Raw genomic sequence first — 23,227 nt, forward strand, 5'->3', positions numbered from 1 at the left:
GCTCTTGGTTAATCTATTATCTTAAATCTTTATTCTTTAATCTTTGAATTAATAAAATTTCACAATATTTTCGAAAGGTAGGAACGTTTTGTCTTCTTGTTGTTCATTCGGCTCACCAAATGGCATTTGAGCTATCAACGACCATTTCCCTGGAAGATCCCAAGTCTTCATCACTGCTTCATCAATTATTGGATTATAATGTTGTAAAGATGCCCCTATGCCTTCCGCTGATAAAGTCACCCATATTGCATACTGCAGCATAGCACTTCCTTGGTGGGACCAATATGGAAACTGTTCTTTATAGGAGGGTGCTTTTTCTTGCATTTGTTCTATCGTTTCTTTATTTTCAAAGAATAGAATGGTCCCCACTCCATCACGAAATCCTTGTAATCGTTCTACAGTTGCCGCAAAGCTCTCTTCCGGAACGCGGGAACGTAGTGTTTCTTTTACAATATCCCAGAACTTTTCATGCTCGTCATCCATCACTACTACCACTCGTCCACTTTGCATATTAAATGAAGTTGGTGCATGTAAAGCGGTTTTTAACACTTCATTAATTCTTTCTTTCGTAATACTTTCGTTCTTTTTCACCTTACGGATGGAACGACGATTGATGATTGCTTCTTTTACATTTGTTGTAGTTGCTGACATTTTGATTCCTCCAAATAAATTTTCATTTAATTTTATTTAATAACTCAAAAGGCTTTTAGCAATTCCCCTTACCATCACATTGCAGGCCATCAAATTCATTCAGTTTATTCTTGGTTTCTTCCTTCTCAATGACTTGCGCTAACCTTTCTTTACTAGCAAGTCCTTGGATGACTTCATCACCAATAATAAACGTCGGAACAGCCCTGATATCTGCTTCTTCATAAGCATGTTTGAGTGCTTCTTGGTGCACTTCCCGATACTTCCGTGACACTAATGCTTCTCTAAAAGCATCTACAGGAAGTTCAACTTCACCCGCTAATTTTGTCAATACTTCAATATCTTCAATATTTTGTTCCTCTTGAAAAAACGCTGTAAATACTCTGTTGTGGAACTCGTTCCCTTTTCCGTGCTCCTTTGCAAAATGGCACCCTTCGAACGCCAAATGTGTATATGGATGCGGAGAAACACGGGGTAAACGTATATCAACTCCCAGCTTTTTCGCAACAGGAAGAATATAAGAATCCCATGAATTCAACTTATCCGGTTCTTTCCATGGATCAATTTTGGAATATGGACTCGGACGCAATTCAAATGGCATCCATTCCACTTCCACATCTTTTTCCTTCACGATTTCGTCTAAAGGACCTTTGCCCAAAAAACAAAATGGACATATAAAATCAGAATACGCTTTAATTTTCACTGTCATATTATATTCCCTCACTTTTCATCATTAGCTCAACTTGTAACCAAAATAGTTACAACGTAGAACAAAAAAATATTAATATAAGAACATTGCATTTTGTAACTACACAGTCGATTGCTTCCTGCGTTTGTTTCATCACCTGCTGTAATCATTTTAGTTACAGGTTGACGATAAGTCAAGCATTATTTTAAAAAAGCTTTAAAACCTTCAGTTCGGGAAGTAAGAAAAAAAGTTTGTAAAGGAAGCGTCGCTTTCTCTACAAACTTTTCAGTTATTCTCCATTACATCTCGATTTGTTCGTTAACGGGTTCTCTCTTTTTCTTCCTCTGTTTTTTCGATTTTTTATAATACAGCAATTCGTATATACATGGAATCACGATAAGTGTGAGCAGTGTTGAAACAGCTAGCCCGCCAATGACCACGATCGCTAAACTTTGTGAAACCAGGCTTCCTGTTTCCGCCTTTTTATATAAAAGCGGCAGCATGGCACAAATGGTTGCTACAGCCGTCATTATGATCGGACGGAATCTTGTAGCTGTCGCTTCAATGATCGCATCACGGATAATCATTTTTTCTTCGTTTTGTTTGACTCGATCCAGAAGCACAATTGCGTTTGTCACCACAATTCCTATCAGCATGAGAGCACCCAACAGTGCTGTAATATCCACTGGAATTCGACTGATAACCAATCCTAATACCGCTCCAATCGCAGCGAATGGCAAGGAAAATAGAATGGCGACCGGTGCTTTAATCGATTTGAAAGTTATAACCATGATTAGAAAGACAATGCCTATGGATATTAACATCGTAAGGAACAAATCAGTAAAATCATCTGTTTGCTGTGCACTGGCTCCTCCAACTAAAATTTCTACATCTTTCGGAATATCAAGGCCGCCTTTGTTCTCCTTATCTCCAAATATCTCAAGATTAATTTTGCTTGCAATATCGGAAAGTTTAGTCGGATCGACCGTTGCCGTTAATTGAAGATACGTTTCCCCATCTTTATGGAACTGCGTTGTTGCACTCTCTTCGCTCTTTAAAGAAGCAACCTTCGACACCGGAGCTAGACCGCCATCTGTCATAATGGGAATACTTTTTAAATCCTCTGGTTTTTTGGGATCTAAGATTGGTTCAAGGACGACAGGTGTCTGCTTATCCTCCAACGTTATATTGCCGATAGGGGTTTTATTAAGCATGATCCCTAATTGTTGACCTATTTGTTCTGTATTGCCTTTAGCTGGATCTACCCTGAATGAATAAATGGTTTTCTTTTCGTCCTGGTTCGTTGTAACATCTTCAATTCCTTTAATATCCTGAATTTTTTCTTTGACCTTATTGGCAGTCAGTTCCAAATCTTCAACATTACTGCCGATCACATCTATCGTAATGTTCGTCTTTGATGCCCCCATCATGAATGAAGAAGCGGTGGTCGTAAGCTTCGCATCAGGATAGTTTTCTTGTTCCTTTTCAATTTTTTTCAGGATTGCATCAATATTTGCTTTATCCTTCACCAAGAGGCCGAAAGTCGCTTCTGTAGGTGATGTGACCGCGCCATATTGTGCCGCCTCTGCAGAGTTTCCTAATTGCATGAACACATTATCCACTTCACTCATATCTTGCATCGTTTCTTCGAGTTCAATCGCTTTTTCTTTTACTTCATCAAATGGCTGATCATTTGGATAAGTTAATGTCACGGAGACATAGTCTGCAGACGAATTATCAATCGCCCCTTTTGGCATGGCAAAATATGTACCAACAGAACCGACAAACAATAGCAAAGCAACAATCAAGACAACCCATTTATGGTTTAATGACCATGTAACCAGCTTGGTGAAACGCTTGGCTGGTCGATGTTTTGGAAGCTTCGCTCTTTTCAGCAATCCCGCACTCATTAACGGAACAACCGTCAATGCGACAATCAAGGAAGCCAGCAAAGAATAAGTGACCGTTAAAGCGAAAGGCAGAAGAAACTCTTGGAGCCCTCCGTTCAATAAAGCTACCGGCAAGAAAACGGCTACAGTAGTAAGGGTTGAAGCTGTTATCGCCACTCCCACCTCTTTTACTGCATCCATCACCAATTCGATTGAAATCTTCTCTTGCTGCATTTTCCGGAAAATATTTTCAATAACAACAATACTATCGTCCACCAATCGCCCGATCGCTACAGCGACACCGCCTAGCGTCAAAATATTCAGCGTCACTCCCGACAATGACAGCAAAAATAACGTAAAGCCAAGAGATAACGGTATGGATACGATTGTAATGAATGTAGAACGTACATTTCGTAAAAAGACCATGATCACAATGGTGGCGAATAGCGCACCAAGCAGCACTTCTTTAACCATCGTCTGAACGGAAGTCTCCACCATATCTGCTGTAGATAAATAGATGGTCGATTTCTGGTCACCATACTTTTCATTAATTTCTTTTGATACTTTTTCAACCTCTTTACTGATTGTGACAGCATTTGATTGGCTGTCCTTGATAATGCTTAAATCAATGCTTTCCTTTCCGTTAAAACGACTGATGAGTTTACCATCCTTCGCTTCTTCAACTTTTGCTATCTCTCCAAGAGTTACTTTTGGAGTGACTTTTAACGCTTTTAATTTTTCAATACTTGTTAAATCCCCAATAACCTTAATGTTACTTGCCTTCCCATCAATCACTTTTTCGCCTACGGCCAGAGCTGTATTCTGACCGTTAAGGACGCCCATGATATCTTGAATGGAGACTTTCTTTTTAGCCAATTCTTTATTGTCCACTTTGACTGAAAGTACAGATTGGGAAACTCCAAATGTCTGTACATCCGAAACCCCTTTAATATCTTTATATAGAGGCTCTAATTCCTTCTTGGTAAAGTCTATGTTTTCAGCTGTTAATCCTTCTTTGAAAGTAACAGCTATAAATGAAATCGGAATCATTGATGTATTTAGCTGTGTAACAGTAGGCTTTGCCATGCTTTGTGGCAATGCTACATTGCCTAAAGCCTCTTGAACATCGAGTTTCGCCTGTTTCATATCCGATCCGGCTTCAAAAAATAGATCTACTTTTGAAAATCCATCTCCAGTGGTGGAGTATACTGAACTCTTTCCTTTTACTCCCGTTACTGCTCTTTCAATCGGATCTGTAACTTGTGTTTCCATCGTTTTCGAATCAGTGCCCTGCCCCATTGTGATAATCGTAACTTGTGGATTATCAGCAGATGGTAAAAATTCCATTGGTAATTTAAAATAACTGACCACACCTATCAACAAAATAAAAATGGTTACCAATGAAACGGCAGCCTTGTTGTTAAACGACCACTTAGTAAAAAACTCCACGAACAAATCACCCCTGATTATAATTTAAAAGAAAATATTTCCATTTTAAATCTTACCATATTTTACTAATGTTGGAGTGTTAATTTTTTATTGATTTTTATATTTTTTTGCGTCTCTATAAATTAAGATAAACCAACTTGGTATGAAGAACTTTTTCCACATAAAAAAGGCTGCGCAGCAGCCTCATAGAAACAATCTTGATTATTTAAATCCTTTTAAAAAAAGCATAACGATAGCGAAAATCATTATCCCGATAAATAATAAAGGTCCGATGCCCGAGCTATACACGAAGTATACCGTGATGTGGCGAAAAACGAGCACGACAAGAAATAGGAATAACAGGAAACACAAAATGATGATTAGAGCGGTATTTTTATTCCGATACAACGTAACCAGCCCCATTTTAATAGCTTTATTTACATGAAGGAAAATTCACATGAAATCCTGCCTCTTACATCAACATACCGTTATAAAACAATATGCCGCCCCCATTTTGTACTATTCTGTATATCGGGAATTATTAACCCTTCACATAGCGGAATAATAAAAAAAAGGTTGCCGCAGCAACCCATTTTTTCGAGAATCTTGTAAAAATTTAACCCTATAACTCTTGAAGTTCATTGACCGTTACAAACGTGTACCCTTCGTTCGTTAACTCTCGTAAAATCTCTTCAATCGCTTGAAGTTCTTTACCCGTATCATCATACATCGGATGCAACAGGATGATCGAACCTGGTTTTATATTTTCCTTCACATACTTCACTTTGTCAGAAGCGGAAGTGTAATAGCTATCCGGTTCCAGATTCCAGGTAATGGTGTCCCTATCATTTTCATTTAAGTAATAAGGCAAACCTAAGATCTTTTTCCCGTTTGGTGGGCGAACGTCGATTTCACCCTTATATCCTGAGTTTCGAATCAATTTATCCGTTTTCTCGATTTCCGCTTTTATAAAGGAAGGGGACTTAAAAACCATTCGCTTGTGGGCATACGTATGATTCCCAATCTGATGTCCGGCTTCCGCTATTTTCCCAGCTTCCTCTGGATAATTTTCGATTTCGTTACCAATCAGGAAGAATGTAGCTTTTGCATCGTATTTATCCAACAACGGAAGGATCTGATTTACATTCTTCGATGGGCCGTCATCAAAAGTCAAAGCGACCACTTTTTCATTCGTCTCGACCTTATCCGTTAATCCTCCGAATACCTGATAGGTTCTCGAATTCATCAATTTATACGTACCAAGCAATAGCAGGAAAACAACCAGGATACACAATCCAATGAATGTCAGTTTCTTTTTCATGGCAAATACCTATCTTTCTATAAGTCTTTTAATCCAATGACCTATTATAGCAAATCACTGAACGAAAATACTTATTGTGCACTTACGAATGAACCCTCTACATTCACTTCACATGAATCAATTCAAAACGCTCACACACCAGCAGCATATCTTCTTTAAAGGTGTGGCCAATTTTGTCCAGTGCTTCCTTGAAAAAATTTTCATGGGCATCCCACCAGTATGTATAGGTTCCATCGCCTTCCCCTTCTGCCATCGCAAACTCTTCACTCACTTCATTCATGGGCGATATATCGACTTTCACTGTTTGTATGATGGCTAAGGGCACATCCCCACTGCTTAATATAATGCTATAATCACCCACGGATGGTAATGGTTCATTTTCCTCTTCATAAAAAACATAACCAGAGCATGTAGCCGTTTTTTTCCCTTCGATCACTAATTGAGCCAAAAGATCGGGATCAGCCCCGAATTGCCACGCACTGACTGACTTGGGTTGTCCTTCGTCTTTCCCTTGCCAAAATTCATTCCAATATAATTCCGCTTTGACATTCATTCTATGAATCCCCCATTCTGTTTTGACATAAAGCATATTAAAACGATTCATTCTTAAAACTTCCGCCCATCTGTCATTCGCTTTTTTCACTTCTGTATTCATTTAACCGTTCCCATTCACTTAAATACATACGATTCGTGATTTTTTTTGGATTTGCCAATTTACTAATAAATTCCAAACTGTTGCCATCTGGATCATTAAAGTGAATTTTAGCATGGGCATCTTCCCCGTGAGGCATCACGAAAGGTTCTATTGGTTGAAATCCGAACGCCTCTCTTGGCGAATAGCCCCTATCTTCAAGCCATGCGACTGAACTCTTTAAATCTTCCAATGATACTTGAAATGCTATATGCCTTAAAGAGGGATGATACTCAACCTCCACTTTTTCCGTTTCCCAAAGTCCCAACCAACTTTTATCCTTTTCAATCCATAGAAAAGCCAGGTTGTCTTCAACCTTATGATCCAACTGTAAACCAAGTCCCTCATAGAATTCGATGGACCGTTTCAAATCACGGACCGGTAAATGTGCTTCATATAAACCTCTTATCATTGAAAAACCACCTTTTTAGTCAGATCCAATTTGGTCTACGGGGCAAATTCAATTTCACCCGTTAATAACAACGTGATGACGATAACCCATAATATGAAGAAAGACGAAGAAAAAACCAAAGAAATAATAGGAATCACTTTTTTCTCCGTATTCTTCAAAATACCTATGATAGAAAGGACGATGCCGGTAATCGTAAGGAAAAATGTTATATAATATCCAGTCAGGCTCCCGATATTGGCAATTCCAATAGGTGTAACAAAAACAATAAAAAAGCAAATAATTCCGATGATGAATGAAATAAAACTAATTACACCGTACCTCTTCTGAATAAATGCCTCGTTTTCCATCGAGCACACCCTTTCATGAATGTCATATAGATCCTACACATCTATAAATATCTCACGAATAATTTTAACATATAATACCAGCGAATGTTTGTGCAAAGGTTGCCGCAGCAACCTTCCCCAATGACAGGACAAAAAACGTTGAATTAAAGCTTCATTTTCATAGGTTTGCAAATGAAATTAGTAAGTGAATTAGAACGATAAAAGCCTACATCCCAATTAAGGATGTAGGCTTTTATTGACATTAATATTATTGCATTACTTTAAATGTATAAGTTATTTTTTTACCACTCGTGTTTTCTAATTTAACACGGTATGTAGCACCTTTGGTAACACCTGTCCAGTTCATGTTTGTATAGCCATTTTTAGCAGGATATTTTGTTTTGTAATTCTTCCAGACACCATTAGTCTTTTTTTGAAGTCTAGCTGTGAATGTTCCAGATGCAGAGCTACTTGCATTTACAGTAGTCCAAATTTCGTCTGACACAGTAGTCGTCATAGTACGTTGGTAAACATAATTAGTGAATGAACCAGAATGATAATATGAAGTCCAAATACTTCCTGTAGTTGACCAATCTGCTGCCTCTGCTTTTTGAGTACCTCCGAAGCTTGAAAGACTTAAAACAAGTGCAAGTGCAAGTGAAGCTATGATGCTTTTTTTCATATGTATTTCCTACCTTTCTAATTTCATACATTAGTAATATTAACACAACTACTCAATAGTACAATTACATAAATTCATATTTTCTTCTTTTTATTATAGATAGTCATTCTCGTTATTGTGGCATATTTAACGCTGTATTCTAATTCCATAATTTCTTTCCATTCTTTGAGTATCTCTTCCTTATTACGGCCAAACGATAGATCCTACACATCTATAAATATCTCACGAATAATTTCTACATATAATACCAGTCGATAGTTGTGTACAAAAAAAGGTTGCCGCAGCAACCTTCCCCAATGACAGGCAAAAAACGTTGAATTAAAGCTTCATTTTCAAACCTTCATGAGTCGCTTTGAACCCTAAATGTTCATAAAAACGCAGCGCTTCTTCCCGATTTTTATCGGTCGTTAGCTGAATGATATGACAGCCCCGCACTTTTGCACGCTCAATCGCATATTGGATCAACTTGCTTCCTATTCCTTTCCCCCGTTCTGAAGATGCCGTCCGAACCCCTTCAATCGTAGCTCTCCATCCGCCTTGATGGGTAATATAAGGAGTGAAAGTGATTTGTTGCACCCCAACGATTTCCTCACCAAGACATGCTACGATCAATTCATTATTCTCATCTGAATCAATGGATTCAAATGCTTTTTGATAGCTTTCAGGAAGGGGATTTTCATAGCGCTCCCTTTCCCTCCCCAATACATCGTCCGCAAGCATCTTCACTATTTCACTTAAGTCCTTTGCTGTTGCATTCCTGAATGTGATCATACAATGCCTCCTAATACGTACTTCATCATCACACTTTTACGTCATGATGAAATACTAATCTATCAACCACCAATTCATGTATAACTTCTGCCAATAGTTCGGCGTTCCTCTTTTCTCGAGGAAAAATAATGACAGCTTTAAAAATAGGAATAACAAAAAAAGGACAAACTTCCTCTTTTATAAGGAAGTCCGTCCAGAAAATCATTATTAGGTAATTGGAGCTGGATTGAATAATGCCAAATCATTATGCAGGCCCCAATGCTCTGCCCAGGTTTTCTTTTTACCGCTGGCCACTTCCAATATAAGGTGAAATATTTCCCACCCAACATCCTCTATGGTTGCTTCTCCAGTAGCGATAGTTCCGGCATTTATATCAATCAAGTCTTTCCATTGCTCAGCCAATGTATTTCGTGTAGAAACTTTGATGACGGAAGCCATTGCCAGATTATAGGGTGTCCCTCTTCCGGTTGTAAAAACTTGAAGATGTATGCCGGAAGCCAGCTGTAACGTTCCGCAAACAAAGTCACTAGCTGGTGTAGCTGCAAAAATCAGCCCTTTTTCCGTAGCCTTTTCACCTGGAGCCAGTACGCCAGATATAGGGCTGCCTCCTGATTTGGCAATGGACCCTAATGATTTTTCCACTACATTGGCCAATCCGCCTTTTTTGTTTCCTGGCGACGGGTTGGCACTTCGATCGGCATCACCCAATGCAAGGTAGTTATCATACCAATCCATTTCCTTTATTAGAGCCTTCCCTACTTCTTCATTCACTGCACGAGGCGTCAATAAATGAATCGCATCCCGTACTTCCGTGACTTCAGAAAATAGAACGGTTGCCCCTGCTCTAACTAACAGATCTGTAGCATATCCCACTGCAGGGTTAGCTGTCACACCAGAGAATGCATCACTTCCTCCGCATTGCGTTCCGATGACTAATTCGGAAACTGGACATGTTTCGCGCTGCCTGCGGTTCAACTTCATTAATCGTTCTTCAGCCATTTCCATGATGGATTGGACCATTCCCGCAAATCCCTGCTGATCCTGAAGTGAAATGATATCCGAGTCGTCTCCGCTTGGATTTATTCTCATTGGGGAAAGCTTTTCACAGCCCAATCCAACTACCAAGGCTTCACCGCCGAAGTTTGGGTGTTTCGCCAGGTTCTGAATCGTACGAATGGGAATAACTGCTTCCGGTGCATTGATTGCGACTCCACAGCCATAGTTGTGATTCAAAGCGACAACATCTTCAACATTGGGATACTTCGGGAGAATCTCTTTTTTTATGCGGTTCACCACGAAATCCAGAACGCCTACTACACATTGAACGCTAGTTGTAATGCCTAATATGTTCTTAGTTCCAACACTGCCATCTTCATTGCGAAATCCTTGAAATGTATATCCTTCAAGTGGTGGTAAAGTTTTAGGTATATCATTTGCTACCGTTAATTCCTTTAAATCCGGGGATGCCGGCAGTATCACCAATGACTCATGAATCCAACTGCCCTTCCTGATTGATTCAGCTGCATGGCCGATAACTTCTCCATAGCGGATGATGGCTTCATTCTTGTCTATATCCATTAATGCTACTTTATGACCTTGTGGAATTCTTTCTTTCAATTCTAGCCCACAAGGGAAAAGGGTTCCTTGATCCAAGCCCCCAGTATTAACCACAATGGCGACATTGTCTATCGTATTTACCTTAATATAAAGCGGTACCTCCGTGAGTTGCATTTTCGTATCCACTTTACCACTCCCTTCATTATAAGAAAGCTAACAAAGATTCACGGGCCAGTTATTATTTCCGATATAATATCAGTTTAATAAAATGGTAACACACACACTTCTTCTTTTCCCCTTATTTGACAAACACCGTTTTAATCGATGTAAAAAACTCTTTTGCTGCTTCCCCTTGTTCCCTGGAGTGGGAGCTGGAGTTTTTCATGCCACCAAATGGCGCCTGTAATTCAACGCCTGCGCTTTCCGCGTTGACCCTGATCAATCCCGCTTCCATATCGTTAACAAATGAGAGCAAATGTTTGATATTGGCTGTAAAAATCGAAGCACTAAGGCCGTATTCCACGCTGTTCGCAAGTTGCAGCGCTTCTTCAACTGAATCAGCTTTCATTATGGCAATCACTGGACCAAAAATTTCCTCTTGAACAATTGCCATATCTGACGTGCAGTTATCAAAAATCGTCGGCTCTACATAAAAGCCATTTGCCTGAGTGCCTTCTTCAGCACGCTTTCCGCCAATTAGAAGGGTAGCGCCTTCTTCCACTCCCTTTTCGATATAGGAAAGTACCGTATTTAATTGATTTTCGCTAGCACATGGCCCCATCCATGTCCCGCTGTCCAATCCATCCCCGATGGAAATGCCTCTCGTTTCTTCCACCAGCTTCCGCTTGAACTCTTCATAGACTTCAGCAGCAACAATGACACGGCTTGTCGCGGTACATTTTTGCCCCGTTGAACGAAACGCACCTGTAATGACTGCTTCCACAGCCAGATCAAGATCCGCATCCGCTGCAACGATTACCGGGTTTTTCCCACCCATTTCAAGCTGGTATTTCGCTCCACGTGCTAACGCCGCTTGTCCAATCCTTTTACCAACGCCGTTTGAGCCGGTAAAGGTAATGCCGTTAATATCTTCGTGATCGGCGATGCCCTGCCCGATGACACTGCCTTTGCCTGTAACCATATTGATAACACCCATCGGTAAACCGGCTTCTTCAAAGCACTCCACAATCTTCGCACAAGTGATGGCCGTCTCGGTTGCGGGCTTCACCACAATCGTATTCCCATATACAAGAGCAGGAGCCATCTTCCAGATTGGGATGGCGATTGGAAAGTTCCAAGGTGTAATGACGCCCACTACACCAAGCGGAACGCGCGTCGTGAACATAAGCGCTGAACTGTCCGTAGATGGAATGACATCCCCCACTTTACGCATTCCTTCTCCTGCATAGTATTTCAGGATCGCAATGCCGCGTGCCGTTTCCCCTTTTGTTTCAGCAAAGGTCTTACCCATTTCCCGTGTTGCACATTCAGCAATTTCATCAATCCGCTTTTCAAGAATTTGAGCTACTTTGTATAGATACTCCCCGCGCTCAGAACCAGCTAGTTTGCGCCATTTATCTTTTGCCTTTTTTGCAGCTTCCACAGCCAGGTTCAAGTCTTCCTCGGTAGACTTTTGTACATATCCGACAATGGCTTGTTTATCTGCCGGGTTTAAACTTTTTTCAACTTCATTTGAAATGGAAGCAACCCATTCACCGTTAATATAATTTAGATAGGTTTTTGTTTGAACTGTAGTTATCATATTTAATCCCGCCTTTATTAGATTGATTGGATGGTTGTTTCTTTTGGAAAACGATCTAAGGCATTCTCTAATATCGTTTGCATTTCTGCATAATGTTCTTTTTCAACCGGAAGAATCGGTAATCTGACTGTTTGCCCAACCGGCATTCCCATGATCTCCATACCTGCTTTAATGAGAGAAACGGCATACCCTTTTCGCTGACGGCGAATGTTGTTGATCGGCATGATGACCTGTTGGTAAATTTCATTGACCGTTTCTTGATCTCCACTCAAAATGCCATTATAGAATTTTCGTGAGATGTGCGGGATGTAATTGGATATCGCAGATGAGTATGAGTCAAAGCCAAGTGGAACATAGGCCGACATGGTAACTTCCGCAAGCGGCATTCCGTTCAGCCAGCCGAAACGGTTTCCGAAGGTTTGTGTAAGCAGTCCATTCAACTCCATATTGCCTAGACCATCTTTGACGCCGACCACCTGCGGAACCTCCGCGAGCGCTTCCAAAGTTGAAATTGAAAGGGAAACATTATCACGCTGATATACAATCGAATTTAAGTCTGTACTCTCTGCGATGGCTTTGAAATAAGCCGCCAGACCTGCCTGTTCTCCAGTAACGAGATATGGTGGCAATATTAAATAACCATCCGCCCCTCTATCTGCTGATATTCTGGCAAGTTCCAGGGAAGTTTGAATGTTCCCCCCTACCCCTGTGTATACAGGTACTTTTCCACCCGTGACGGATACGGCCACATCCACCATCACTTCATATTCCTCTTTACTTAACGATGGATACTCTGCTGCCGCACATGCCACGAAAATGGCCTCTAGGCCTTCATCTATTAAAAATTGGATATTTTGGGCGAGTGCTTGTTCATCAAGCTTATTACTCGTCGTGAATGGAGCCACGGGAAAACCTAGGATCCCTTTAGGTGCTTTGCGAATCTTATTCATTATCGATTCCTCCTTGTGTATTATTGTTTTATTGTAAGACAAATACACCAAATGGTCAATCGTATATTTTTTATTTTCTGAAAAATGAAAAATCAAATCAAACCTCAATAATTTTGCTTCTAATATATACAAGAAAAATAGATAATTAAGGAGCTAAAATGTAAAAACGAATTTACAAAAAACACATTGACAAACAATTTCATTTGTCTTACCATTGGACAAAACTAAATAGTTAGAATTTTCGCAAAGGGGGAAGCAACTACATTGTAAGCGGTATCAAGAAAAAAATACGTTTAAGGAAGTGAGTATATGAACGCTGAAGAAAAAGTTTTTCAAGCTTCTCCTATACTGCCAAGTGCACAGAAAAAAACACGCACACGATGGTTCATTGTCTTTATGCTCTTTATGGTCACCGCCCTGAATTATGCGGATCGTGCGACGCTATCAATCGCGGGTACGGACATGTCTGGTCAGCTTGGTCTCGATTCAGTCATGATGGGCTATGTTTTCTCCGCTTTCGCTTGGTCTTATGTAGCTGGACAAATTCCAGGTGGATGGCTTTTAGACCGTTTTGGCTCAAAAAGAGTTTACTTTTGGAGTATCATGCTATGGTCTACCTTTACGCTTTTACAAGGATTCCTCGGATTTTTCGGTTCTGCCGGAACAGCGGTCATGGTATTGTTCGGACTCCGTTTTTTAGTTGGATTGGCAGAAGCCCCTTCCTTCCCGGCCAACAGCCGAATCGTTGCTACCTGGTTCCCAAGCCATGAACGCGGAACCGCGGCTGCCACGTTCAATTCCGCCCAGTATTTTGCAACTGTTCTCTTTGCACCGATCATGGGTTACATTACGTATAAATTTGGTTGGGAATACGTCTTCTTCTTTATGGGCGCTTTAGGAATCATCGTTGCTTTCATCTGGATGAAAACGCTTTATAGTCCAAAGGAACATCCGCGTATCAACAAAGCTGAGCTTGAATATATCGAAGCAGGCGGAGCTTTGATCAATATGGATCAAACCATTACACATAAGGAGGAAAAGAAAGGCGTCAACTGGAATCATATTAAGCAGCTTTTATCGAACCGTATGCTGCTGGGTGTTTATCTCGGACAATATTGCATTACAACGTTAACGTACTTTTTCCTGACATGGTTTCCTGTGTACCTTGTGCAAGAAAGAGGCATGACCATTCTTGAAGTTGGATTCGTCGCTTCCCTTCCAGCCATTTGTGGATTCTTTGGCGGCATTCTCGGAGGGACATTCTCGGATTTCTTGTTACGGAAGGGATTCTCATTGACTGTCGCCCGAAAAGTGCCAATCGTTGTTGGGATGATTCTATCGATGAGCTTGGTGGCTGCAAACTATGTAGATACGGAATGGGTTGTTATTTTCGTTATGGCCCTTGCGTTTTTCGGTAAAGGATTTGGGGCACTCGGCTGGGCGGTAGTGGCCGATACCTCACCAAAAGAAATGTCCGGTGTTAGCGGGGGGCTTTTCAACACATTCGGTAACATTGCAGGCATTACAACACCGATTATCATCGGATATATCATTGCCACGACAGGGTCGTTCAATGGGGCGCTAGTCTTCGTATGTGCTAATGCTCTTGTCGCGATTTTAAGTTATTTATTCCTAGTTGGTGAAATTAAACGTGTCGAGTTAAAATCATAGTCAATTAAATATTCTAGTAGGGGGAAAAATTATGAATAATCAATTGCTTAAGGATAATGTAAAAATCGGCACACCGGTCATTTCAGAAATGAGCGTTATTCCAGTTGCGGGCCATGACGGCATGCTTCTGAACTTGAGCGGCGCCCATGCTCCTTATTTCACCCGGAACATTGTCATTCTAAAAGACAATGCGGGTAATACGGGTGTAGGTGAAGTTCCTGGAGGCGAAAAAATTCGCCAGACACTCGAAGATGCCAAACAATTGGTTGTCGGCCAGTCCATCGGGACATACAACAACATTCTAAATACCATCCGTAAGCAGTTTGCGGACCGGGATGCAGGAGGGCGCGGCCTTCAAACGTTTGATCTCCGTATTGCCATACATGCCGTAACAGCATTGGAAGCGGCACTTCTCGATTTAGTTGGCCAATACTTGGGGGTTCCAGTCGCAGCCCTTCTCGGCGAAGGACAGCAACGCGATAAGGTGGAAATGCTGGGCTACTTATTTTATGTAGGTGACCGTAATAAAACAGATCTTGGTTATTTAAGCGAACCTGAAGCGGAAGATGACTGGATCCGCCTCCGTCATGAGGAAGCACTGACACCCGAATCGATTGTCCGCTTGGCAGAAGCTGCCCACACTCGCTATGGATTCAATGATTTTAAATTGAAAGGCGGGGTTTTGCGCGGGGAAGAAGAAATCGAAGCGGTGACGGCACTTGCGGAACGCTTCCCTGAAGCCAGGATCACCCTTGATCCAAATGGCGGCTGGCTGCTGGAGGATGCGATTAAGCTTTGCCGGGATCAGCATCATGTTTTAGCTTATGCGGAAGATCCATGCGGAGCGGAAAACGGTTTTTCCGCCCGGGAGATCATGACGGAATTCAGGCGCGCAACGGGTCTTCCCACCGCAACGAATATGATTGCAACGGACTGGAGGCAAATGGGGCATTCCATTCAACTTCAATCCGTGGACATCCCTCTTGCCGATCCGCATTTTTGGACGATGCAAGGCTCCGTCCGTGTCGCTCAAATGTGCAACGAATGGGGATTGACATGGGGATCCCACTCCAATAATCACTTTGACATTTCACTTGCCATGTTTACACACGTTGCAGCAGCAGCGCCAGGCAAAATCACTGCGATCGATACCCATTGGATTTGGCAGGATGGTCAGCGCTTAACAAAAGAACCTTTTAAAATTGTCGGCGGAATGGTGGATGTTCCTTCCAAACCCGGACTTGGAATTGAATTGGATATGGAACAAATCGAGAAGGCGCATCAGCTTTATAAACAAAAAGGGCTTGGTGCCCGTGATGATTCAATCGCTATGCAATACCTGGTCTCCGGATGGAAGTTCAATCCAAAATCACCTTGCCTTGTCAGATGATTTTTTAAAGGAATGCATGCGTCACTCTCTTAAGAGCGGCGCATTTTACTTTTTTTGGACATAGGTCTACATGCAAATAAGTTTATTATATTATATAATTAGTCTTACAGTAGGAATACATATAGGAAGTCACAGAAAAGGGGTTACATAATGGAAGAATCGTCAAAGAAATTAGGCGTACAATCGGTACATCGCAACACTCTTTCACAACAAGTAGTGGATCAAATTGTGCATCTGCTCGTCACTGGACAAATGAAAGCGGGTGACAAACTGCCTCCTGAAATGGAACTTATGAAAGAACTTGAAGTAAGCCGGCCGGTTTTACGGGAAGCGCTCAGTGCACTTGATACACTGGGTGTCATAACACGGAAAACGCGTGAAGGAACCTTTTTTAACGATAAGATCGGAACTCATCCATTCTCTGTCATGCTGGCGCTGGCTACCGATAATTTACCAGCGATTATCGAAGCACGAATGGCATTGGAATTGGGATTGGTAACAATGGCTGCCGAGAAGATCACCGATGAACAACTGGGGAAATTACAAGTAACGATCGACACGATTGCCAATAGTGAAGACAATGATTATGGAGAGGCTGATAAAGAATTCCACAAAATCATTGCTTTAAGCGCGAACAATCCCATTATCGAAGGGATGATCGATTCCTTATTGATTACCCATAATAAAATAAACAGCCTGATTCAATTCAGGGAACGGGAATTGACTGTAAAATATCATAAAGCAATCTATGCGGCACTTGCAGCACATGATCCCCATGAAGCATTCAACCAAATGTACAAGCACCTTGATTACGTTCGTCAGAAAGTCCTTCAATATTCTCACGCAAAATAATATATCGTTTGTGAGGACGCAGCAAACTAATGGATCACTCAATGATCCAATTTAATAGGAAAAGTGGATTTTTTCAGGGAACCAATTTTGCTTCCAAGATTTCAGAGTTCAACTCATCTTTTAAATCCAATTGATAGCATAATTCTTTTTGAGAAAAACTGGATAGTAGTTGAACTATCCAGCCCCCACTTATCCAGTTCGATTGAAATGAAAATGTCAGGACTCCCTAATGAAGTCGAAACCTTCCTCTTACAAATTGTCTAACAAACCAAAATCCCCATCCAATGAACCTGCCAATGACCCACTCAAAAAAAATGTACCCCTGCTTATTGGCAGGAATGCATGTATAGTCACCTAGTTTTTGACCGTCCTCTTTTTAATCTACGGCTTAATAAGCACTCCAGCCAGCATCTGCCGTGATGACAGTACCATTAACAAAACTGGAATCGTCAGAAGCAAGGAACAAAGCCACTTTAGCGATTTCTTCAGGTTTGCCATTGCGTGGATTGATAGCCATACCCAGTTGTTGGCGGGATGCGCCAAACTTATTGATATTCGTCATGCTGGAACCAATATTGGTTTCAACTCCACCTGGTGCTATTGCATTGCAGCGAATGCCTTTATCTGCATACATGAAGCCCGTGTTTTTTGTGAACCCGACCACTGCGTGTTTAGAGGCAGTATATGCTGCGCCTGCTCGAGCACCATATAAACCGCCAGCAGAAGCAATATTGATGATGACCCCTTTTTGTTTTTCTAAAAAGATTGGTAAAACCTTTCTAGTCGAACGCATGACGCTTGTCGTGTTAATTGCAAAAATCCGATCCCATCCAGAATCCTCTATATCCCCGGCAGGTTCCATGCCATCCATGATACCCGCATTATTCACCAAAATATCAACCGTACCATACGTACTGACCGTGGTATCGATCAAATGTTGAATATCTTCTTCTACCGCTACGTTCGTTTTAATGGCAAATGCCATTCCGCCATTCGCTTTTATTTCTTCTACCGTTGCATTCGCACCATCGAGATTTAAATCCGATACAACGACTTTAGCACCTTCTCTAGCATAATCTATAGCAATTTGTTTCCCCATGCCTGATGCTGCGCCAGTCACTACTGCAACCTTGTCTTGTAATTTCATTCAAACTCCCCCATTCATTCTAGTGAAGTGATACTTATTGTACAGATGTTCATTAACTACCTTCCCTTATAGTATAATTAGTTTCAGCAGGCTTATACAATCAGCAAATGATGACCTCGATGTTGAACAATGAACAGAAAGAGTTATATTGTTTATCAAAAGTACAATAACGAACAAAGGGTGAAGAAAATGTCTAATAATAACACTGGGATTGATAGAAGGATCAGGAAATCCAAAAAGGCTTTAAAAGAATCCCTCATATCATTAATGCAAAATAAGGATTTCAGGGAGATATCAATTACTGACATTGTAGAACTCGCCGATCTTAATCGGGGTACATTTTATAAACACTATCAGTACAAAGAGGAACTGCTTGAAGAGGTCATGGAGGATGTCATAGCTGATTTGATCATATCTTACCGGGAACCTTATAAAGATGTGGATACTTTCACCATCAATGAACTGACGGCTTCCGTCATCAAAATATTTGAACATGTAGCTAACTATGCAAACATTTATACCCTCATTCTAAAGTCGAATGCATGGCCAAAATTACTAGAAAGGATTTGTCATGAATTAAAGAAACTCCCTTTAGAGGACCTAGAAGATTATCGGCCGAACCCAAAGATCAATACAGAACTTGCCTCCAGTTACCAAGCTTACGCGATTTTAGGCATGATAATCGAATGGGTCAACACTGGATTTAAATACAGCGCTGACTATATGGCTGAACAGCTTCTGGAAATCATTAATAATAAGCCGGTAAACGCCGTTTATAAAATAAACCAAACATTGAAAGATTCCAGGCAAAAATAAGAGGGCTGCATTGGTAGCCCTCCCTCAAAATGCTATTTGGATGGAATTTAATCATTTATCTATTAAAAGGGCCTTATAAGTAGGTGGATTCACGAAATAAGAAAACTTCTCACGGCAGCTAAGAAAGCTGGTAAATTATCATCATGCACAAAGTGCCCGGCGTCCTCTATCGTCACCAATTCACAATTCGGAATAAGCTCGGAAACTTCCTGTAATTTGTTTTGGGGAATATGACTCGCCCCACCGCCTATAACAAGAGTTGGCATGGTAATCTCAGTAAGACGCGCCCACCATTCGGGATTGGGTTCATTCAGTTGCTGTAGAATCGAAGGCACCACCTGCCAATCAAACGGCAGAGGGCCAGAAGGTCTGGAAGGAAATTCGATTGGTTTATCCGAAAAAGGAGGAGGCGTGTCTTCGACTATCAACCTTTCTATCCTAGAAGGATAAGTTTGAGAGAAAAGATAGGAAACCGTTCCCCCCATGGAATGCCCCATTAACGAAAACCTTCCCAAATTCATAGCATCCGCAAAATGAAGCAAATCATCGCACATCAATTCAAAACTGTATGTATCAGTTCTCGAACTCCCACCGTGACCCCGTTGATCTAAAGCTAATACGCGATAATTTTCCCCTAATACGGCAACCACGTGATCCCATGATTCTGCACTTTTCCCCAGCGCGTGAAGGGCGACAAGCGGTGGTGCGGAACGTTCCCCACTCTCCCGATATTGAAAAGTGAGGCCATTCAACTCAATTTGATTAACCCGTACTTCCATATCCATTCATCTCCTAGGATCGGATTTGTCATTTTGAACCCGATCTATTTAATAAAAACCTCCTAAAATACTATGTTCACCATAATTAAATTATACGTTTTATGCCTTCACCCATTTATTCGACCTTCATCCGCTAATTCCGGCCCTCATCCCTTTTATTCCGGCCCTCCTCCGATTTATTCGACCTTCACTAATTTATTCCGTCCTATATCCGATTTATTCGACCTTCGCACGGTCAATCCTGCCTCTGTCCTATTATTCACCCATCAGCCTAGCAGAGTTGACAGCAGCGAAGTAATCCATGACAAATAAACGAAATTGCTTGGCTACTGGTGTGAAGTAGCGTTTTTCTGACCAGCCGAGCCCAATGGTTCTTTGACAGGCAGGCTCGGTTATCCGGATTTTATGGGATAATGATCCGGTTTGGTGGAGCCATGTCAATTCGGATACGAAGGCGACGCCCAATCCTTTCCTGACAAGGTCCGAGATGACAGCAGGTTCATCTCCTTCGAATGCGATGTGCTGGACAAATCCAGCTTCGAGGCAAAATTGGTCGGTTAGGTTTCGGAACCCGAAGCCTGTGTTCATACTTATGAATGGTTCATCTTTCACTTCATGAAGTTGAATGCTTTCCCTGCCTGCCAGCCGGTGATTTGGAGGCACGATCAGATATATTTCTTCGGTAATCAGCGGTTCCCACTTTAATTCGGGGCCTTCAATTGGAACGGATGATATGCAATAATCGATTTCCCCTTCAATTAGTAGCTGTTTCATGGATGATATGGATTTTAGGAATTGTTGAAAACGGACATCCGGGTTTTGAGATAAAAATGTACCCAATAAATCAGGCAGGACCCTGGGAATGGTAACGGCCAATGTGATGTTCTTTTGGTCTTGAACTGTTAATTCCTCTATTTCGCGCCTTCCTTCGTTCAGTTCCGCGAAAGCCCGTTCGACCCGGTTCAAGAATATTCTTCCGGCTGCATTGAGCCTGATTTTCCTGTGTTCCCTATCGAAGAGTGCGACTCCCAAATCCTCTTCTAGGCGGGATATGGTTTTACTGAGGGATGGCTGTGCAATCTGAAGCTGTTCCGCAGCCTTCGTCATATGTTCCAGTCGTGCTACGGTTTGAAAGTACTTCAGCTGTAAAATTTCCATTTTCCCACTCTTTTCACATAGATTTAAATCTATTATTACATAATCATTTATGTATTATACAGTATCTTAAAAAGCCTTTATGATGAAATAATCTCATTTAGTTAGAAAGGGCAGGCTCTATAATGAAAGGTTTACAACTTGTACTTCATGATATAACAGCAATGTGGAAACATAAACACGGGAGAATCGCATTGATTTTCCTTTTAGTCGTTCCTTTAATTTACTCAGGTTTCTTCTTGGCAGGATATTGGAACCCTTATGGAAAGTTGGATCAGCTCCCTGTAGCAGTGGTCAATCTCGATAATGGTTCGGAAATGGACGATAAGCCAATCGAGGCTGGAGATGATTTCGTTAAACAATTGAAGAAGCAGAAAGAATTGGACTTTCATTTTGTTTCGGCAGAGGAGGCTAACACAGGCCTTGAAGAAGGTACCTATTATATGGTTGTCACGATTCCGGATGATTTTTCGGAAAATGTCACGACACTAATGGATGAAAAACCGGAAACGGCCAAACTTTTATATACGGTCAATCCAGGTAAGAACTTCGTTGCCTCACAAATCAGCACAACTGCTGTTGAAAAGATGACTGCAAAAATCAACGCAAGCATTACAAAGGTATATTCGGAAGGCATCCTTTCGAAATTCCAGGACGTTTCTAAAGGCTTGGCGGATGCCGGGGATGGAGCGGAAGAGCTTCATCTTGGAACGGCGGATGCGAAAAGCGGCAGTGAGAAATTGACTGATGGCATTCAGGATTTGAATGATGGTGCCCAGAATCTGCAATCAGGCAGCACCAAGCTCTTGAATGGACAAGAAGCCTTGGCTGATGGTGCGGAAGGATTAACATCAGGTTCCCAGAACTTATATTCCGGCATGAAGCAGCTAACGGATGGACATCACTCATTGGAAAATGGGATGAATGAAGTAAGTCAGGGTGTTGAGAACTGGTCAGCCGGAAATGCAAAATTGATGCAAGGGCAAGAACAGGCTGCCGATACAGCGAATACTCTTAAGAAACAATTGGATGCCTATATCAAAAGTCATCCCGATGCAATGAAGGATCAAGACTTCAAGCAAATCCTTGCCCTATCAGAAGGCTTATCAAAAGCAGCCATCACTTTAAATGCCGGACAAAAGCAATTGGGCGAAGGTGCAGCTAAAGTGGCAGATGGCCAAGGCACCATTCAATCGGGAATGAAAACCTTTGGTGATAAAATGGCACAAGCTACCTCGGGTGCTAAGCAATTGAACGAGGGGTCTGAAGAATTCGCGAATGGATTCTCTAAATGGACTAATGGTTTTTCCACTTTAAATACCGGAATCGATTCACTAGCTGACGGCAGCAGCCGACTAGCCAGCGGATCGACGGAACTTCAAGACGGACTGGCTTCATTGGAAACGGGTTCAAACAAGTTATCTTCCAAGCTAAATGAAGCTGCGGATAAAACGGCCAGTCTTCAGTACGACGATTCGACCACCTCGATGTTCTCTGAACCCGTGCAATTGGTCCAATCCAATCTGTCGGAAGTTCCTAACTATGGAACCGGGATTGCGCCTTATTTTCTGTCATTGGCCTTTTATGTAGGCGGCATCATGGCTTCCAATATCTTGCCGCTTGGCCGCAGGCAGAATCTTAAGGTTACCGGAACCGTCCATTTCACGAATAAACTGGGGCTGGTATATGTAATCGGCTTGATTCAGGCACTTCTAGTGGATGCAGTCGTCCTGCTTGGATTCCATTTACATGTGGCCAGTATCCCTGTATTCATTCTATCAAGCATCATCGTTTCATTTACCTTCATGACGTTCATTCTTATGTTGGTGACCGTATTCGGAGTGATCGGCAAATTCGCAGCCGTGACCCTTCTCGTATTCCAATTGGCTACCTGCGGCGGAACATTCCCAGGCGAACTGGGCATGTCAATATTGACGAAAATCGGTCAATTTTTGCCAATGGCCCACTCACTAAAGGAGCTTCAAGAGGTCATCTCATTAGGCGGCTGGGAAAACTTGCGAACGCAGATTTGGATCTTACTTGCCTATCTCGTTTCTGCAGCGATCATTGGCTGGATAGCGAGTCATATCCAGCATGCAAAGGCGCCTTCAGAGGAAATGACATCCTGATGTAAAAGAGCGCAGTGCCAATGGCACTGCGCTTTTTTGCATACATAAAGTCAGAAGTGAACTCACGGAAAAAACATACTAACGGATGAGGCTTATGGATTGTTGGTCGAATTAATTTGGGTGTAGGTCGAATTATTTCCATCCGGGGTTTTAAATTTGGTGA

The 23,227-nt window shown here is 41.7% G+C and carries 20 protein-coding genes; 5 read left to right on the forward strand and 15 right to left on the reverse strand.

What is annotated here, in order from left to right:
• Positions 1-48 precede the first annotated feature (48 nt).
• From ABIE66_RS21365 to kdgD, 12 genes are all read right to left on the reverse strand, one after another.
• Positions 49-651: a nitroreductase family protein gene (locus tag ABIE66_RS21365; RefSeq protein ID WP_370016211.1), complete on the reverse strand. Its 603-nt coding sequence runs from the start codon at positions 649-651 to the stop codon at positions 49-51.
• Positions 652-706: 55 nt separating this feature from the next.
• Positions 707-1,357 carry a DsbA family oxidoreductase gene (locus ABIE66_RS21370; protein WP_370016212.1) on the reverse strand — a complete coding sequence of 217 codons (651 nt, stop codon included), beginning with the start codon at positions 1,355-1,357 and terminating at the stop codon, positions 707-709.
• A 278-nt stretch (positions 1,358-1,635) separates the two neighbouring features.
• Positions 1,636-4,674, reverse strand: a complete 3,039-nt coding sequence (locus tag ABIE66_RS21375) for an efflux RND transporter permease subunit (protein ID WP_370016213.1) — start codon at positions 4,672-4,674, stop codon at positions 1,636-1,638.
• A gap of 601 nt (positions 4,675-5,275) precedes the next feature.
• Entirely contained in the window at positions 5,276-5,974 is a 699-nt protein-coding gene (locus ABIE66_RS21380; RefSeq protein WP_370016214.1) for a polysaccharide deacetylase family protein, read from the reverse strand.
• Between the two features lie 103 nt (positions 5,975-6,077).
• Positions 6,078-6,527, reverse strand: coding sequence for an ASCH domain-containing protein (locus ABIE66_RS21385; protein ID WP_370017092.1), 450 nt, complete (start codon positions 6,525-6,527; stop codon positions 6,078-6,080).
• 73 nt (positions 6,528-6,600) lie between these two features.
• Positions 6,601-7,077 carry a VOC family protein gene (locus ABIE66_RS21390; protein WP_289315147.1) on the reverse strand — a complete coding sequence of 159 codons (477 nt, stop codon included), beginning with the start codon at positions 7,075-7,077 and terminating at the stop codon, positions 6,601-6,603.
• 35 nt (positions 7,078-7,112) lie between these two features.
• Positions 7,113-7,424, reverse strand: coding sequence for a hypothetical protein (locus ABIE66_RS21395; RefSeq protein WP_289315146.1), 312 nt, complete (start codon positions 7,422-7,424; stop codon positions 7,113-7,115).
• 247 nt (positions 7,425-7,671) lie between these two features.
• Positions 7,672-8,085 (reverse strand): hypothetical protein, encoded by a 414-nt coding sequence (locus ABIE66_RS21400; RefSeq protein ID WP_289326213.1) that lies wholly within the window; start codon positions 8,083-8,085, stop codon positions 7,672-7,674.
• A 318-nt stretch (positions 8,086-8,403) separates the two neighbouring features.
• Positions 8,404-8,856 carry a GNAT family N-acetyltransferase gene (locus tag ABIE66_RS21405; RefSeq protein ID WP_370016215.1) on the reverse strand — a complete coding sequence of 151 codons (453 nt, stop codon included), beginning with the start codon at positions 8,854-8,856 and terminating at the stop codon, positions 8,404-8,406.
• 207 nt (positions 8,857-9,063) lie between these two features.
• Positions 9,064-10,587 carry a galactarate dehydratase gene (gene garD, locus ABIE66_RS21410; protein WP_370017093.1) on the reverse strand — a complete coding sequence of 508 codons (1,524 nt, stop codon included), beginning with the start codon at positions 10,585-10,587 and terminating at the stop codon, positions 9,064-9,066.
• 124 nt (positions 10,588-10,711) lie between these two features.
• Positions 10,712-12,175 (reverse strand): alpha-ketoglutaric semialdehyde dehydrogenase GucD, encoded by a 1,464-nt coding sequence (gene gucD, locus ABIE66_RS21415; RefSeq protein ID WP_370016216.1) that lies wholly within the window; start codon positions 12,173-12,175, stop codon positions 10,712-10,714.
• 17 nt (positions 12,176-12,192) lie between these two features.
• Entirely contained in the window at positions 12,193-13,125 is a 933-nt protein-coding gene (kdgD, locus tag ABIE66_RS21420; RefSeq protein ID WP_370016217.1) for a 5-dehydro-4-deoxyglucarate dehydratase, read from the reverse strand.
• A 309-nt stretch (positions 13,126-13,434) separates the two neighbouring features.
• Here kdgD and ABIE66_RS21425 point away from each other — a divergent pair, with 309 nt between their 5' ends.
• The 3 genes from ABIE66_RS21425 to ABIE66_RS21435 all read left to right on the forward strand — a co-directional run bounded on the left by ABIE66_RS21425 (position 13,435) and on the right by ABIE66_RS21435 (position 17,038).
• On the forward strand, positions 13,435-14,796 hold the full coding sequence (locus tag ABIE66_RS21425) for an MFS transporter (protein ID WP_289326218.1): 1,362 nt from the start codon (positions 13,435-13,437) through the stop codon (positions 14,794-14,796).
• A gap of 31 nt (positions 14,797-14,827) precedes the next feature.
• Positions 14,828-16,186 (forward strand): glucarate dehydratase, encoded by a 1,359-nt coding sequence (gudD, locus tag ABIE66_RS21430; RefSeq protein WP_370016218.1) that lies wholly within the window; start codon positions 14,828-14,830, stop codon positions 16,184-16,186.
• A gap of 150 nt (positions 16,187-16,336) precedes the next feature.
• Complete coding sequence (locus tag ABIE66_RS21435) at positions 16,337-17,038, forward strand: FadR/GntR family transcriptional regulator (RefSeq protein ID WP_370016219.1); 702 nt, start codon at positions 16,337-16,339, stop codon at positions 17,036-17,038.
• Between the two features lie 388 nt (positions 17,039-17,426).
• Here ABIE66_RS21435 and ABIE66_RS21440 read toward each other — a convergent pair whose 3' ends face one another.
• Positions 17,427-18,185, reverse strand: coding sequence for an SDR family oxidoreductase (locus tag ABIE66_RS21440; RefSeq protein ID WP_289315136.1), 759 nt, complete (start codon positions 18,183-18,185; stop codon positions 17,427-17,429).
• Between the two features lie 189 nt (positions 18,186-18,374).
• Between ABIE66_RS21440 and ABIE66_RS21445 the strand changes: the two genes are divergently transcribed.
• On the forward strand, positions 18,375-19,001 hold the full coding sequence (locus ABIE66_RS21445) for a TetR/AcrR family transcriptional regulator (protein ID WP_370016220.1): 627 nt from the start codon (positions 18,375-18,377) through the stop codon (positions 18,999-19,001).
• A gap of 89 nt (positions 19,002-19,090) precedes the next feature.
• Here ABIE66_RS21445 and ABIE66_RS21450 read toward each other — a convergent pair whose 3' ends face one another.
• A complete protein-coding gene (locus tag ABIE66_RS21450) occupies positions 19,091-19,780 on the reverse strand; it encodes an alpha/beta fold hydrolase (RefSeq protein ID WP_370016221.1) in 690 nt (229 codons plus the stop codon).
• Positions 19,781-20,035: 255 nt separating this feature from the next.
• The gene (locus ABIE66_RS21455) at positions 20,036-20,938 is read right to left on the reverse strand and encodes a LysR family transcriptional regulator (RefSeq protein WP_370016222.1); all 903 of its coding nucleotides are present in this window, start codon (positions 20,936-20,938) and stop codon (positions 20,036-20,038) included.
• Positions 20,939-21,060: 122 nt separating this feature from the next.
• Between ABIE66_RS21455 and ABIE66_RS21460 the strand changes: the two genes are divergently transcribed.
• Positions 21,061-23,064 (forward strand): YhgE/Pip family protein, encoded by a 2,004-nt coding sequence (locus ABIE66_RS21460; RefSeq protein ID WP_370016223.1) that lies wholly within the window; start codon positions 21,061-21,063, stop codon positions 23,062-23,064.
• Positions 23,065-23,227: the final 163 nt, after the last annotated feature.

The sequence above is a fragment of the Peribacillus sp. B2I2 genome (genome assembly GCF_041261685.1).
In the GTDB taxonomy this organism is placed as follows: domain Bacteria; phylum Bacillota; class Bacilli; order Bacillales; family DSM-1321; genus Peribacillus.